Raw genomic sequence first — 14,768 nt, 5'->3', positions numbered from 1 at the left:
CGTCTTGCGATTCGATCGGCCGATTCAATCGGGGTCGATCCCCGCTCGCAACTCTCGCAGGGCCTGCTCGGCAATCGAGCGCTTGATCTCCGTCCGCGATCCGTCGAACTCGAAGCGGTCGACTCGCGTCGCGGGTCCACCGCCCGGGCTGTCCGTGGCGGCGACGCCGATGAACACCGTTCCGACGGGCTTCTCTGGAGACCCGCCCGTGGGCCCGGCGATCCCGGTCGTCGAGACGCCCCAGTCCGTTCCGGCCCGATCCCGCACGCCCTGGGCCATCTGGCGGGCGACCGGTTCGCTCACCGCGCCGTGAGCGGCGAGCGTCTCGCGAGCGACGCCGAGGCTCTCCCGTTTGGCCGCATACGAATACGTCACCAGCGAGCGATCGAAATACGCACTCGACCCCGGCACGTCGGTGAGGAGTGATCCGATCAGCCCGCCGGTACAGGACTCGGCGACGGCGACGGTCTCCGAGCGGTCGTCCAGCCACGCACCGACGCGACGCTCGATGGGTGCTGTCATAGCGACGGTCCGGCCGGCGCGGAAAAAACCTTAGCGATGGCCGTCGAGACTGAGCGCTTCCGAGGACTGCACCCACGCCTGGTGGTTCTGCCGGTCGTAGATCACGTACTCCCCGTCACCGATCGTGAGGTCGGCGTAGCGCTCGCGCTGTATGTGATCGGCCTGGGCGTCCGTATGTCCGTCGGTGGCGTGAGTGGTCATTTGCAGATCCTCCGTTGGGTAGTCTCCGATTACAGATGGGGACTGACCCCGTAAATAGGTGCGTACCCGAGTATCTCGATTGAAAATCGTCAGACGGGTGGCTGACGACTCGCCGTTGTATTCTGGACTCTAACTGGCCAAAATATGGTGAAAATAGCCGATAGGGGCCACAAAGCTTACCACGGTAATGTCCGCCTAGACGAAATCAAATCTGAGAATACTCGCTATTCCTCGGCGATCGGCGGGGTCTCGACCGAGACGGGAGCGCCGTGGTCGCTGAAGGTGAGTCTGGCGTCGATCTCACCTTCGTTGTTGGACTGGATGATCGTCGCCCGGAGCCGAACCTCTCGGATCGGCCCGTCGCGGTCGCGCGTGACGAGATAGGTGGCGTTGTCGACGTAGACCGTCTCCGGGAGGCCGAACGGAGCCGAGCGGAGCAGTCCCTCGACGGCCGAGCGGTTCGAGACCGACAGTGTCACGACCTCGTCGTCGGCGTCGATCGTCGGTTCGCTGTCAGCAAACGCGGAGGCGTTCGTCGCGTTCGCCGTCGATCCGTTCGTCGTCGAGCCGTTCACCGTCGAGGTGTTCGAGGCCGCCCAGATCGCTCGCTGGTGGGCCAGGGGGTCCTGATCCCAGTCCACCGACTCGTCGCGCTCGCTCCAGGTGCCGTTCTCGCGGTGGTAGGTCGCGTTCTCGATGGCGACGACGGCCAGCCGACGGTCGATCGGATCGCCGTACGTGTAGGTGACGTTGAGCCGTCGGGCGGACCGATCGACGACGCCGTCTGCGGTGACGTTCAGCGGTCCGTTCCGGTTGGTCAGGGTCGCGTCGTAGCTGAACCGGTAGCTGTCGGCGGTGGCGTTTTGAATCTCTGCGGGCACGACCGGCGTCGCGGTCGGCGTCGCCGTCTCGTTCGTGGACACCGAGATCGGTCCGCTCGTACACCCTGCGAGAACGATCACGGCCACGAGCGCGAGGCCCGCGAGTCCCTGCCGACGCATGCATTGACCTTCCCGGCGGTTCGCATAGGCCTTTTGGATGGGCTCACAGGTCGCTCGCGAGTCGGTCCGCCGTCGCCGGGCCGACCCCCTCGACGGTGAGCAGTTCCTCGCGATCGGCGGCGCTGATCGCCGCGACCGAGCCAAACCGACCGAGGAGACGCTGACGAGTCACTGGCCCGACGCCCTCGACGGCCTCCAGACTGGTCGAGACCTCGTCGCGCAGCGTCCGGTGGTAGCTCACCGCGAACCGATGAGCCTCGTCGCGCACGCGCGCGAGGAGTCGCCACCGCTCGTCGTCGGTCGGCCAGTCGTAGCTTCGATCGTGCGTGATCACGCGTTCCTCGCCTTTCGCGAGCGCGATCGTCGGGGGTGTCCACCCCGCTCGGTCGAGGGCCGCCCGGGCGGCGTCGAGCTGGGCGCGCCCGCCGTCGATCACCAGCAGATCGGGCATCGGGCGGTCGTCTCGGCCCGCGAGTGCGCGCTCGGCCCGCCAGGTCGCGAGTTCCGCGATGTGTGCCGGATCGTCGTTCCCCTCGGAGAGGCGCTTGCGCCGATAGCCCTGCTTTTCGCTCGCTCCGTCGACGAACAGGACGTCGCTGCCGACGACACTGTCGCCGCCGGCGTGGCTCACGTCCATCCCCTCGATACGCGTACAGTCCTCCAGACCGAGCGTGCTCGCGAGCGCCGCGCCCGCGCGGCCGTCGGCGTGGGGCTGACGAGCGTTCCGCACCGCCAGATCGACCAGCCGGCCACCACGCCCCTCCGTCGGTGCGGCGAGGTCGGTTCCGGTCCGCTCGAAGAAGTCCGCGAGGTCGCGATCGGGCGGGTGGCTTACGAGCAGGCGGTCGGGCACCTCTCGATCGGCGTAGTACTGGGTGAGCACGGCGCTGACGACGGCGCCCGGCCCGACCGCGTCGGGCGTCTCGACGGTCACGCGCTCGCGGTCGACGACCCGGCCGCCGTCGCTGTGGAGCACGGCGACGCTCGCCTCCGACCCGCTGGTGTCGACGCCGATCACGTCGGTCGCCCGGCCGGGCCCGCTCGTGACGGTCCCGCCCTGGCCCCCGTGGAACCGTTCGACGGCCTCCAGACGATCCCGCAGCCCCGCCGCCCGCTCGAAGGCCGCCCGGTCGGCGGCGTCGTCCATGCGCTCGCGCAGCGGGGTGGCGATCGCGCTGGTCGCGCCCTCGAAGAACCGCTCGGCACGCGTCACGTCGGCCCGGTAGTCCGTGGGGTCGATCTCGCCGGTACAGGGCCCCGAACACAGCCCCATCTCGTAGTCGAGACAGGGCCGATTGCGGCGGGCGAACTCGTGGTCCGAACAGGTCCGCAGCCCACACACCTCTCGGACGGCCTTCAGCACCGTTTCGAGATCGCTCTTGGAGGTGTAGGGCCCATAGACCGTCGCGCCTTCCTCGGGGTCGCGGGTCGTTCCGATCCGTGGGCAGTCGTGATCGGTCAGTTCGACCAGCGGGTAGGACTTGTCGTCGGTCAGCCGGACGTTGTAGCGGGGCTGGTGGCGCTTGATCAGGTTCGCTTCGAGCAGGAGCGCCTGCGTCTCGGTGTCGGTGAGGACGACGTCGATCTCACTCGCGCGGGCGACCATCGCGGCGATGCGATCGCTGCGCGGGTCGGCGTACGATCGGACGCGATCGCGAAGCGAGACGGCCTTGCCGACGTAGAGCGTCCGATCCGACCGGAACTCGTAGACGCCTGGCTCGTCGGGCAGCGTCGCCGCCCGCTCGCGCACCGTGTCGGCGTCCATCGAGCCAGCCTACGCCGTCGACGGCCTAAGACGTGGCGTCGCCGGCAGCGGCGGGCCCGCGGAGCGCGCGCTCGATGCACTCGCGAGTCCGGTCGTCCGGGACGGGCAGGCGGACGTCCGCGTCGCCGGCGACCCGGATCGTGAGCGAGCGCTCGCGGGCGACCCAGTACGCCCCCGCGAACCCGACCGCAAGCAGGAGTGCGAGCGCGCCGCCGATCACGAGCGCGTCGTCGAGCGCGTCGAGCAGTGCGAGCATCGTGTCGACCATCGCGAGCGCGCCGCCGACGCCGGTCCCCTCCAGCGAGGGCTGGTCGATCCCACCGACCATCCCCCCGAAATCGAAGAGGAGTCCCGACCCGAGCGCGATCACGCCCGCGATGCCGACCCGGAGCGCCCGCAGGAGGTTCGCGGTCGGGCCCTGCGTGTCGAGTGCGACGCCCTCGACGTTCGGGCGGGCGATCGCGTGGTAGTTCGCGCCCTGGGTCGTCGGCGTGAATGCCAACACGCGCCGATTCGTGACCGCGACGGTCGTCTCGCCGTACGAGATCCGCTCGTGGACCGACTCGCCGTCCTCCAGGAGGTCGTCGACGCGGTCGGCCCAGTCCATAGCCGAACTACGGCATCGAGTCACATGGGATTGCCGGCCATGCGGCGGGGGTGGTGGCGGAGAACGGGGCGGCCCCGACTCAGATCAAATAGACGATCGCCGTCCCGACCCCGCCCGCGAACAGCGCGAAGATCACCGTCGGCACGACGACCTTCCGGAGGATGTCGCCCTCCCGGCCCGAGAGGCCGACGACGCCACAGATCGCGGCGACGTTGAGCACCGAGATCATGTTGCCGACACCACCGCCGACGTTCTGGATCGCGAGGATGATCGACGGTTCGAGGCCCACGTCGACGGCGGCCTGATACTGCAGAGCGTTGAACAGGATGTCGCTGGTGGTGTTCGACCCCGTGACGAACGTGCCAAGCGCGCCGATCCAGGGCGTGACCGCGGGGAGTGCCCCGCCCGCGGCGCTCGCGAGCACGGTCGACAGCGACTCCATCATCCCGAGTGCGCCCGACGCGTTCGTCGCGGAGGCGATCATCACCTGGGTGAGCGAGACGGCGACGATCAGGGTGACGGCCGCGGGGCCGACCTGGCGGAGCGACTCGCGCCACGCGGCGACGTTGTAGCGCGTCCACTGCGCGAGGCCAGTGTGGACGCCGGCGAGCCGTCGATCGAGTCCGTCCGGGAGCGACGCCTCGCCGTCGAGGTTTTCGGCCAACCGATCCCGCTGGGTGAACGCAAAGAGCAGGCCCGTCCCGACCGCGACGGGCACGAACGGCATCGTCCCCGGCAGGTAGAGATACTCCAGCGTCCAGGTCTGGGTTCCCATCGGGAGGTCGAAGCCGAAGCCGACGGTGAACTCCTTGAGCCGACTGACGAGATCGAACGTCGGCCAGCGCGTCACGAGCAAGAACAGTCCGACCGCGAGATAGGGGGCCCACGCCAGCCAGACGGGCATCTCGCGTTCGGGGGCGCCACTGCCCAGGCCGTCGAGGCTGAGGCCACCGAGCCAGACGTCCGACCACTGCTCGCGGTCGGGGAACGTCCAGGCGTCGTCCGGGACCAACACGCCGTAGTTGGCCATCACGATGCCGAGGCCGAGCACGACGAACCCGGCGGCGATGTCGGGCAACTCGGGGCCGATCGTCCACGCGACCGCCCACTGGATCAGGCCCGCGGTCGTCCCGGCCACGAGAGCGAACGGTGCGATCGGGAGCGTCGACCGGGCGGCCCCACGGATCGAGCGCTCTGCGTCGTCACCGAACCAGTAGATCAACAGGAAGACCCCGAGCAGGCCCCAGAACACGAAGGTCAGTCCGGTCATGACGCCCGACCACGCCGAGACGGTCATCTGGAGCGCACCGATCGCGCTCTCGGGGACCAGATCGCCCATCGTTCCGGTCGAGATCCCACCCAGGATGGGCGTGCCGGCGGCCCCGAACTGCGGGTTCGGCGCGTTGAAGAAGAGTCCGAACACGGCGGCCGCGAGCGGCGGGAACCCGAGGCCGACGAACAACGGCGCGGCGAGCGCGCCGGGCGTTCCGAACCCCGCCGCGCCCTCGATGATCGTCTCGAAGCCCAGGCCGATCAGGAGGAGTTGGACTCGGCGGTCGCGCTCGATCCCGTGGAAGAACCACCGGATCGTCCCGATCGCGCCCCCCAGATCGAGATAGTTCATCAACAGGACCGCCCCGAAGACGATCAACACGATGTTGAGTCCTTCGAGCGCGCCGACGGCGGCCGACGCCGCGAGCCACGAGAGGTCCATCTGCCAGACGGCGATACCCAGGATGACCGCCGCGATCCACCCCACCGACATCGACAGCGCCGCCGATTTACGCGCCCCGACCAGCAGGCCAAAGGCCAGCGCGATCGGCACCGCCGCCGCCAGCGCCAACAGCCCGACGTTCATGCGTCGCCGTTGCCAGCGGGTGCGTTTGAACCTGACCGTTCGGGCGACGTTGGCCGCGTGGGATCACTCACCGTGGCTCGCGTCGCCACGACGGGCGGTGATCGCGACACCGGTCAGAGTCGAAACGCTGCGATCAGGGCCGCGATCGACGGAACGACGACGAGAAGCCCGAGAACGCCGCCGAGCAGCAGGGCGATCAGATCGAGAATACCGATCACGACGACGAGGATCATCTTCTGGCCGAGCGTGAGCATACTGGGCGATCGACCCCGGGCCGTTCGTCGCTTTCGGCTCGCGATCGCAACCGTCTCGAAACTCGCGATCGGATCGACCGGCATGGCGACTCGTCGCGGCCCCCTCGTCGTCATCCTCGGCACGGCGACGCTGACGGTGATGGCCGGCGCGATTTTGGGCCCGGTCGTGCCCGCGATTCAGTCGGGACTGGGCGTCGGTGAGTCTCGCGCAGGGCTCATCGTCACGACTCACGGCGCGTTGATCGTCCTCGTCAGCCCGCTCGCGGGCGCGCTCGTCGATCGGATCGGGCCGCGACGCCCGCTGATCGCGGGGCTCGTGCTGTACGGCCTCGGCGGGGGCGCGGGCCTGGTGATCGATGCTTTCGGCCCACTGCTCGCCACCCGGGCGGTACTCGGCGTCGGCGTCGCGCTGGTCTATACGGGCCTGACGGTCACGATCTACGAGCTGTACGACGGCCAGGGCATGGAGCGCGCGCTCGGCCTGCGATCGAGTGCGAACAGCGTCGGCGCGGTCGCGTGGCCGCTCGTCGGCGGTGCGCTCGGGACGGTCTCCTGGCAGGCCCCGTTCGGCGTCTACCTGATCGCGCTCCCGCTCGGGGCGCTGGCCGCGCTGACGATTCCCGAGACCCGCGGGGGATCGACGGGACCGCTCGACCCACGCCGGTGGCACGGTCGCGCTCGATCGGCCCGGGTCGCGGGGGCGATGCGCGCCCGATTCGCCCGTCCGATCGGCACGCTGTCCGCCGGGCTTCGGGGCGTCCTCGCGACCGTTCGGGCCGCCCTGGCCCCGATCGTCGACCGGCCGGCGCTGCTCGGCGTCTACGCCCTCTATTTTGGGACGAACGCGCTCCTGTACGCGATCGTCGTGTTCTATCCGCAACTGCTCGATGGCCTCGGGATCCGGTCGTCGTTTCGGGTGAGCCTCTATCTCGCGGCGATGGGGCTGGCGGGTGGGATCGCCGCCGCGAGTTACGATCGCCTGCTCGTCCGAACGAGTCGACGGACGCTCGTCGGTGTCGCACTCGCGACCTGGATCGTGGCCTTCGGCGTCGCGACGCAGGTGAGCGGGCCGATCGCGGCGATCGCGCCGGTCGTCGGATTCGGGGCTGGCCAGGGCCTGGTCTTTCCCGCCGCGTTCGGTTGGATCGAGGCGCTCGCGCCCGCCGATCGGCAGGGCCAGTTGAGTTCGTATCTCGCCTCGGCGGGCTACGCGGGCCAGTTCCTCTCGCCGGTCGCGTTCGGCCTGCTGGTCGGTCCGTTCGGGCTTCGCGCGGTGTTCGCCGGGGCCGCGGGACTCGCGGTGCTCGGCGCAGGCGTGTTGGGGATCGATCGCTGGCGGGCGGTGTGAGGGGGCGCTGGTGCGGTGTGGGAATGTAGAGTATCTGATACAGAGTTTTGGGTATTTCGAAGGGGAGGGGGGGGGATAATTTTCAACCACTGAAGTTTGAACGAACTTAAGCAGTAACGGAAAAAACCAGTTGAATAATTATAGTTAGTCATAAATTAAATCGGTATTTTTTAATCAGCGGTATGTCGGCCCGGTCATGGACCGGAGACAACTCCTGTCCGGTATCGGTGTGGCAGCGGCAACGATTACCTCGCCGGCCGTGGCGGCGGCACGGCGTCGGAAGGGTCCGCCAGAACACGCCGGGCCGCCCGAACATTCGAATGCGCCTGATCACGCTGGATCTCAGGCTAATGTAGTGGCACATTGGATGCTAAGGTCAAATCCCAAATCTATACCAATGACAAAAGAGGAATATAATCGACACTGGGATGACTATGATGGGCCGGGACAGAAGATCCCCTTCAATACGATGGAAAAATTATGTGGAAATATCGCGGATGAGGTTGAAGAAGGACGATTAGTTCCAAGGGGTAGGGTTTCGACTACCAGCGTTTCAACCGATTCTCCCCCTTCTTTGGAAATAAATAACGATATATTGGAAAAAGCTAGACAGGGCAACAACTCCAACCGTGGGGGGAATGGACAATGAGTTGCAATAGGGATGACTTTGTGGCTGATGAAAATGAGGATGACAATACAGTAGGGTATTTGTATATAAGTGACGATACTATTTCTGACGTAAATGCTGGCGCATGGCTCGGAAGTATTGGCGTAGCAACTATCGGAAAAACGCTCGCAGCAGCGAGAATTATATAAGTTCAGAAGCTGCTGCTACACTGAGTGGGGCCGCTTTCATCTTAAATCAGCGAGGAAACCCCGCCCTTTAGGGCGGGGAGGAATCGCGTCATCCCTACTCCACAACCGCCGACGACACCCGACCGACTCCCCAACGGAACCGTTACTATTATAAATGTCCTGCACTACATATGACTCATGGCGGAGATGCGTCGCACGGTCGTCGTCAAACTCGATATCGACGACAGCGACGCCGATCTCCTCCACGAGACCGTCGACGAGTATCTGTGGGCGTGCAACTACGTCGTCGGCGATGCCTGGCAGGACGAGTACAAGCCCACGTCCAAGACGGAACTCCACGACCGGACGTACGCCGACGTGCGCGACCAGACACGGCTCCAAGCCAATCTCGTCCAATCCGCACGGAACCGGGCCGCCGAAGCCATCAAAAGCGTCGTCGCCCGATGGAAGGACGGCAAGATGGCGTCCCGACCCGAGTTCACGACGCCATCGGTTCGCTACGACAGGCGCAGCGCGACGTTCCACGACGACCGTGTGTCACTCTCGACGGTGGACGGACGAATCGAAGCCGAATACGTCCTCCCACCGGAGGGCGACAATCCGCAGACGAAATACCTCCGCACCGACGACTCCGAGATCACCGGGGCCACGTTGCAGTACCGCGACGCGACGGACACGTTTTATCTCCACATCGGGACAAAGACCGATGTCGAGTTCGAGATACCGGACGACGGCGACGCCGAGCACAGCACAGTCCTCGGCGTCGACCTCGGTATCGAACAGATCGCCGTCACGTCGACGGGACTGTTCTGGAGTGGCGACTTCTTGAACCATCGTCGACGGGAGTACGAACGGGTCCGTGGCGACCTACAACGGACGGGCACGGAATCAGCCCATCGAACCATCGAACGGATGGGCGACCGAGAGACGCGGTGGGTCGAAGATTACCTACACCGTCTCTCAAAAGCCCTCGTCCAAGAAGCCGTCGCGCACGGGTGCGACCGGATAGCGTTCGAGGAGTTAACGGACATTCGCGACCGGATGCCCGGTGTGAAGGAGTTCCACGCGTGGGCGTTCCGCCGGCTCTACGACTACACGGCGTACAAGGCTGAAGCGGAGGGCATCGACACGACACAGGTCGACCCAGCGTACACCAGCCAGCGCTGTTCGAAGTGCGGGACGACGCTGCGGGAGAATCGTCCGTCACAGGCGAAATTTTGCTGTCAGAAGTGTGGCTACGAGGTCAACGCAGACTACAACGCGGCGAAGAATATCGGGTTCAAGATGCTCCGTGCGGGGCAAAAGTCTCCGCACGGAGGGGCGACACGTCACCTCGCCCTGAAGTCGGGGACATTGAACGTGAACGGCGAGTATTCGCCTGCCGAGTAGAATCGGCCAGAACGGGAGTCCACCGACAAGCTCCGCCCTTCAGGGCGGAGAAGGTGACAGTAGCGGCATATTGGACGTGGATATGGTATACAAATGATGGTTGTGGGGTGAAGATCCAGATCGTTGATGGACCACCGCTCCCGGTGTGTGCTAGTTGTGACATGAAGGCACCAACGTACTCTGGGATTGTCCACCCTCAGGAACCGTAATAGGATACAACAGGTGCGATTATTCTCGACTACACCAGCGGGAAATCTGAACGGCACCGATATACATCTTCAATAGATTGAATCCAATATGGAGAAAACACCTGTATAATGAATCGTGATGGTGCTACGATATTGTCCGTGGTGTTCGCACTACTGGTAGCGTTCCCGAGCGCGGTCGGCGTTGCCAGTGGACTCTTCGCCGGACAACCACTTCGGGAACTCATCCTCCCGTTGAGCGTTGCGATTGGGTTTTCTATCGCAGCGATTAGCGCTGTCTTGGCCCAACGACTCCACTGGGTTTCCTCCGGAAATCGATCCCAAACCCACCGCCGAACGCTGCTGGCTTATTTATTCCCCGGAATCGGTGTGGCTATAGTTCACATAGCTGTTGATCCGAGCAATTGGATCTTCTGGCTGGTTTTCGGAGGCGTCGTTTGTATCTTCTTGACGGTGCTGATCTGGGACGTCGTCGAGAAGTGAACCGGTAAATAGCGCGAGGCGATGTCTTACTCGCTGTAATAATACTCGCCGGACTGTTTTTGCTCGCGGTCGAGTTGACTACCGGGCTTGTTGATCCGTGGGCGACCGACGCGTTCGTCCCGCCGGAAGGTCACGTCGAGGTTCGCCAAAAAGTCGTTCATCCCCTCGCGCATCGGCTGGGGCTGGCTGGCGTGGCCGTGCTCGGCGGGTTCGCCGTCGAAGACGAGCAGGCGATCGCTCAACAGATCGACCATGTAGATGTCGTGGTCGATGACGAGCGCGGTCGCGTCGTGGTTCTCGGCGTACCGGCGGATCGCCGTCGTCGTCCGCACCCGCTGTTCGACGTCGAGGTGCGCGGAGGGTTCGTCGAGCAGGTACAGATCGGCGTCGTCGGAGAGACACGCCGCGATCGCGACGCGCTGGCGCTCGCCCCCCGACAGATCGGGGAGCTGCTGATCCATGATGGGATCGAGCTGGAGCGGCTGGGCGATTTCGGTCGTCCAGTAGGAACTCCCGACGTCGTCGGTGATCGTCCGGAGGAACGTCTCGACGCGCATCTGGCGGTCGATCTCGACGTACTGGGGCTTGTAGCTAATGTCGAGGCTGGCGTCGAGGCTCCCCGCATCGGGCGCGAGTCGGCCCGCGAGCAACTGCGCGAACGTGGATTTCCCGATGCCGTTCGGCCCGACGACGCCCAGCACTTCGCCCTCGTGGATCGTTCCGGCTTCCACCGAGAGGCCGAACTCGCCTTCGCCGTAGGATTTCTCCAGGGCGGGGTACTCGACGACGGGCTTGCCGCCCGTGAGCGTCCGGGGCGCGTGGGTCTCGAAGGTGATCTCGGAGTCCCGCACGCGGACGTTCTCCGATTCGAGATAGCCCGCGAGGTACTCGTTGATCCCCTGTTTGGTCGATTTCGGCGGCGTGATCACACCGAACACGCCCGGCTGCCCGTAGGCCAGATGGATCCCGTCGGCGAGCAGATCCAGGATGGCGAGGTCGTGCTCGACGACGAGCATCGACCGATCGCCCGACTCCGCGAGTTCCCGGACGAGTCGCGCGGCGGTCATCCGCTGGCCGATGTCGAGATACGGCGTGATCTCGTCCAGAAAGTAGAAGTCGGCGTCGCGGGCGAGCGTGGCGATCAGTGCGACACGCTGGAGTTCCCCGCCCGAGAGGGTGTCGAGGTCCTGATCGAGCACGGGTGCGATCCCGACACGCCTCGCGAGTTCGTCGACGACGCCGCGCTCGTCCGCGCGTTCGAGGAGGTCACGTGTGCGCCCGCCGTAGCGATCGGGCAGTTTGTCGACGTACTGTGGCTTGCGCGCGACCGAGACATCCTCGTCGTCGATCGCTTCGAGGTACGGCTGAAGCGCCGTCCCGCGGTGCTCGTCGAGGATGGCGTCCCACGCGGGCGGATCACCGATCTGGCCGAGGTTCGGCTGGAGTTCGTCGGCGAGGATCCGCACCGCGGTCGTTTTCCCGATGCCGTTCGGGCCGAGGATGCCCGTCACCTGGCCATCGCGCGGGGCGGGCAGGCCATACAGCGCAAAGGAGTTCTCGCCGTAGCGGTGAATCGGCGCTTCGTCGAGTTCCTGGGGGAGGTTGACGATCTGAATCGCGTCGAACGGACAGCGATCGACGCAGATCCCACAGGTCTCGCCCAGACAGATCTCCTCGGAGATCCACACCTGGTCGGGATCGCCCGCGTAATCGCCCTCTTCGCGATCCGACCGGTCGGCGTAGGCCTCTTCGCGACGGACGATACACTCTTTGCCCGTGCGATTCGGCGGGCAGTCTTTGACACACTCGTAGTTACACCGATCGGGCTGGCAGCGATCCAGATCCACGACGGCGATGCTGTCGTCGGCCATGGTTACAGACTCGCGGTGAGCAGGATGCTCCAGGAGAGAAACCAGAGCGCGAACGTCATAAATCCGATGTAGAGGTAGTCTTTCGTGTCGAACGTCTCGATCTGATAGCCCATCACCCGCAGGATCGGGACCTGCACGAGAATGGCGGCGAACAGCGTCGCGACGCCCGTCGGATCTTTGGCCCCGGTGGCGACGAGATCGGCGACGATACCGCCCGCGAGCCCACTCAACGTCGCGACGGTGGTGACCGAGACGCCACGCACGTGGGCCTCGGCGTCGTCAGCGTCGGCGTCCTCACTCGACATGGCTCACCATCTGCGAGGAGGTCCCAAAAGGCGTTCGAAAGACCGGCGGTCACGGCGTGATGGCCCCTCAGCCCGAGACGGCGGTGTCGGTCTCCTCGGTGTCTTCGACGGTGAGTTCGTAGATGTTCTGACGGGCGTCAGCGAAGTAGATGTCCTCTTCGACGACGTCGGCGTCTTCCAGACGTTCGAGCGCGTACCGAACGGTTCGGGCCGACAGCATCGACTCCTGGACGATCCCCTTCTGGGTGAGTGGCCCGTTGTATTCGAGAACCTTGTACACGAGTTTCGCACTCGGCGGAAGGTCCTCGATTCCTTCCTCCTCATCCCCCTCGGAGTCACTCATCGTCAAAAATCTGGGACTGCGCGCGTATAAGCATTGATGTGTGGGCTCGTCCGTCTCCGACGAACGTTCGTGTTGGTCTCGAATGAGGGGTCGGTTCCGGCGGCCCGCCCTCCTGGGATCGAGGCTCAGTCCGCCGTGGGGACCGGCGTCTCCAGCGGTGGGTCCGATCGGGCGAGCAAGGCGACCCGGGAGGCCGCCACGTCCGCGCGGCGGTCGTGGTCGAGGTGGGCCGCGATTCGGTCGGCAAACGCACACACTGCCTCGTGATCGGGCATGCGCTCGCGGGCCAGGCGGTCTCTGGAGTGGCCGACGTGCATGTAGGCTTTCACCTCGACGACGTCCGCGGCCGCCCGCTCGATCAGGCGCGCGTAGCCCGCGGGGTCGTGGTCGTTGTGCCCCGCGACCAGCGTGATCCGAATCGCCGTGCGCGGTCGGTCTTTCGACGCCATCACGTCGAGACTCTCGCCCAGGCGGTCCCACGCGTCGCTCACCATCGGCTGGACGACCGCCTGGAACGTCTCCCGATCGGGCGCGTCGACCGAACAGTACAGCTGTGTGGGCGAACAGTCGGCCAGACGCTGTGGCCGCGTCCCGTTGGTCACCAGAAACGTCGAGAGCCCCCGATCCCGGTAGGCCTCGATCAGCCCCGGCAGGTGCGGGTACAGCGTCGGCTCACCGTCGAGGCTGATCGCGACGTGACGAGGGTCGCGTGACTGATCGAACCGCTCGCGGGGCACGTCTTCGTTCCCGCCGTACCCCGAGACCAGCCGACGATGGCGCTCGATCGATTCCTCGGCAACATCTTCGGGGCCGGCCCAGATTCGATCCTCGGGCACGCTGTGATCGGCGTGGTCCCGCCAGCAGAACACGCACCGCTCGTTGCAGGTCTGGACGGGCGTCATCTGGACACAGCGGTGACTCGCGATGCCGTAGAAGCCATTTTTGTAACAGGCGCCCTCACACTGCAGCGAGGAATCGGTCCAGCCACAGGTCTGGACCGCGAGGTGTTCGATCGTGTCGGTGGCTCCCTGTGGCGTCATACCTGCCGTTGCGAACCGAGGGTGAAAAGCACCGCGCTGGCCCCCGCTATTGAGGGATGTTCCGATCGCCTCTCGGGCCGATATCGCGATCCGCCGTGCCGTGTGACGTGCTAACAGTGACGCGACAAGGCTTTTGACCCCAATCCGAGTAGATAGGGGAACAACCGTGACAGATTCCCACCAGTCCCCTGGTCGAACGGTCGAGGTTTGCCTCCGGACAGACGTTCAGGGCGTCGTCGCGGCCCGCCAAAGTGCCGTTCTCGATCGCGTGCGGCGTCTGAAACACCGCGATCGGATCGACGGTATGCGGGTCCGACGCTGGGGGAAGTGTGTGCTCCATCCGGGAGACGTCCCCCCGGGCGCGGTCGACGACCGCGCCGAAGTGGTCGAGGACATCGTCGATGCCGTCGAGGGTACTGACCTGTCGTTGTCGCCGGCGTTCCGTCGGTCCGAAGATACCGGTGGGCGACCGCTGCTCTATCTCCCGGTCGTCGGACTACTGGTTCGCGAGGGCGATCGGATCGTCGGGGTCTATCCGGTGAGTGAAGGCGACGAGCGGTTCACCGTCGACGACGCGCTCTCGGCCATCGAGGACGGCGCGGACCCGGCTAACGTCGAGCGGGAGTCGAGCGTCGAGATGCCGCCACCGCTGGCCTGATGCTATTTCTTTCGTGAGTATCATTGCCGGAGAGCGCCGGTAGTGTCGAGTTGACCTCTCGCGGGGCCCCGGTTCGTCACCCCTATGCCCGCGCGTCCTGA

Annotated in this window: 16 protein-coding genes; 5 read left to right on the top strand and 11 right to left on the bottom strand. The window is 65.5% G+C overall.

What is annotated here, in order from left to right; genetic code table 11:
* Nucleotides 1-24: 24 nt before the first annotated feature.
* From HARCEL1_RS10490 to HARCEL1_RS13410, 7 genes are all read right to left on the bottom strand, one after another.
* Nucleotides 25-522 (bottom strand): CinA family protein, encoded by a 498-nt coding sequence (locus tag HARCEL1_RS10490; RefSeq protein WP_108383262.1) that lies wholly within the window; start codon nucleotides 520-522, stop codon nucleotides 25-27.
* 30 nt (nucleotides 523-552) lie between these two features.
* On the bottom strand, nucleotides 553-723 hold the full coding sequence (locus HARCEL1_RS13635) for a DUF7331 family protein (protein WP_174182930.1): 171 nt from the start codon (nucleotides 721-723) through the stop codon (nucleotides 553-555).
* 224 nt (nucleotides 724-947) lie between these two features.
* The gene (locus HARCEL1_RS10485) at nucleotides 948-1,724 is read right to left on the bottom strand and encodes a hypothetical protein (protein WP_108383259.1); all 777 of its coding nucleotides are present in this window, start codon (nucleotides 1,722-1,724) and stop codon (nucleotides 948-950) included.
* Nucleotides 1,725-1,767: 43 nt separating this feature from the next.
* On the bottom strand, nucleotides 1,768-3,489 hold the full coding sequence (locus HARCEL1_RS10480; RefSeq protein WP_108383257.1) for an excinuclease ABC subunit C: 1,722 nt from the start codon (nucleotides 3,487-3,489) through the stop codon (nucleotides 1,768-1,770).
* Between the two features lie 25 nt (nucleotides 3,490-3,514).
* The gene (locus HARCEL1_RS10475; RefSeq protein ID WP_108383254.1) at nucleotides 3,515-4,096 is read right to left on the bottom strand and encodes a hypothetical protein; all 582 of its coding nucleotides are present in this window, start codon (nucleotides 4,094-4,096) and stop codon (nucleotides 3,515-3,517) included.
* Between the two features lie 79 nt (nucleotides 4,097-4,175).
* Nucleotides 4,176-5,954 carry an L-lactate permease gene (locus HARCEL1_RS10470; RefSeq protein ID WP_108383251.1) on the bottom strand — a complete coding sequence of 593 codons (1,779 nt, stop codon included), beginning with the start codon at nucleotides 5,952-5,954 and terminating at the stop codon, nucleotides 4,176-4,178.
* A gap of 113 nt (nucleotides 5,955-6,067) precedes the next feature.
* On the bottom strand, nucleotides 6,068-6,292 hold the full coding sequence (locus HARCEL1_RS13410; RefSeq protein ID WP_159077093.1) for a hypothetical protein: 225 nt from the start codon (nucleotides 6,290-6,292) through the stop codon (nucleotides 6,068-6,070).
* On the opposite strand from HARCEL1_RS13410, the gene HARCEL1_RS10465 reads away from it, so the two are divergent.
* The 4 genes from HARCEL1_RS10465 to HARCEL1_RS10455 all read left to right on the top strand — a co-directional run bounded on the left by HARCEL1_RS10465 (nucleotide 6,291) and on the right by HARCEL1_RS10455 (nucleotide 10,450).
* Nucleotides 6,291-7,556 carry an MFS transporter gene (locus HARCEL1_RS10465; RefSeq protein ID WP_108384243.1) on the top strand — a complete coding sequence of 422 codons (1,266 nt, stop codon included), beginning with the start codon at nucleotides 6,291-6,293 and terminating at the stop codon, nucleotides 7,554-7,556. The genes HARCEL1_RS13410 and HARCEL1_RS10465 overlap by 2 nt on opposite strands.
* A 397-nt stretch (nucleotides 7,557-7,953) precedes the next feature.
* Entirely contained in the window at nucleotides 7,954-8,205 is a 252-nt protein-coding gene (locus tag HARCEL1_RS13405; protein WP_159077092.1) for a hypothetical protein, read from the top strand.
* A gap of 344 nt (nucleotides 8,206-8,549) precedes the next feature.
* On the top strand, nucleotides 8,550-9,761 hold the full coding sequence (locus tag HARCEL1_RS10460) for an RNA-guided endonuclease InsQ/TnpB family protein (protein WP_108383249.1): 1,212 nt from the start codon (nucleotides 8,550-8,552) through the stop codon (nucleotides 9,759-9,761).
* Nucleotides 9,762-10,078: 317 nt separating this feature from the next.
* The gene (locus HARCEL1_RS10455) at nucleotides 10,079-10,450 is read left to right on the top strand and encodes a hypothetical protein (RefSeq protein WP_108383246.1); all 372 of its coding nucleotides are present in this window, start codon (nucleotides 10,079-10,081) and stop codon (nucleotides 10,448-10,450) included.
* A 26-nt stretch (nucleotides 10,451-10,476) separates the two neighbouring features.
* On the opposite strand, the gene HARCEL1_RS10450 is transcribed toward HARCEL1_RS10455, so the two are convergent.
* The 4 genes from HARCEL1_RS10450 to twy1 form a co-directional block, all read right to left on the bottom strand.
* A complete protein-coding gene (locus HARCEL1_RS10450; protein ID WP_108383243.1) occupies nucleotides 10,477-12,321 on the bottom strand; it encodes a ribosome biogenesis/translation initiation ATPase RLI in 1,845 nt (614 codons plus the stop codon).
* Between the two features lie 2 nt (nucleotides 12,322-12,323).
* Nucleotides 12,324-12,626, bottom strand: a complete 303-nt coding sequence (locus tag HARCEL1_RS10445; RefSeq protein WP_108383241.1) for an EMC6-like membrane protein — start codon at nucleotides 12,624-12,626, stop codon at nucleotides 12,324-12,326.
* A 67-nt stretch (nucleotides 12,627-12,693) separates the two neighbouring features.
* A complete protein-coding gene (locus tag HARCEL1_RS10440; protein ID WP_108383238.1) occupies nucleotides 12,694-12,969 on the bottom strand; it encodes a MarR family transcriptional regulator in 276 nt (91 codons plus the stop codon).
* 125 nt (nucleotides 12,970-13,094) lie between these two features.
* Nucleotides 13,095-14,009: a 4-demethylwyosine synthase TYW1 gene (gene twy1 / locus HARCEL1_RS10435; RefSeq protein WP_108383236.1), complete on the bottom strand. Its 915-nt coding sequence runs from the start codon at nucleotides 14,007-14,009 to the stop codon at nucleotides 13,095-13,097.
* 166 nt (nucleotides 14,010-14,175) lie between these two features.
* On the opposite strand from twy1, the gene HARCEL1_RS10430 reads away from it, so the two are divergent.
* Entirely contained in the window at nucleotides 14,176-14,667 is a 492-nt protein-coding gene (locus HARCEL1_RS10430; protein WP_108383233.1) for an HTH domain-containing protein, read from the top strand.
* The last annotated feature ends 101 nt before the right edge of the window (nucleotides 14,668-14,768 follow it).

Origin of the sequence: Halococcoides cellulosivorans, assembly GCF_003058365.1 — an archaeon.
In the GTDB taxonomy this organism is placed as follows: Archaea; Halobacteriota; Halobacteria; order Halobacteriales; family Haloarculaceae; genus Halococcoides; species Halococcoides cellulosivorans.
Note: the sequence above shows the minus strand (reverse complement) of the source record. Positions and strands in the feature narration are given on the sequence as shown.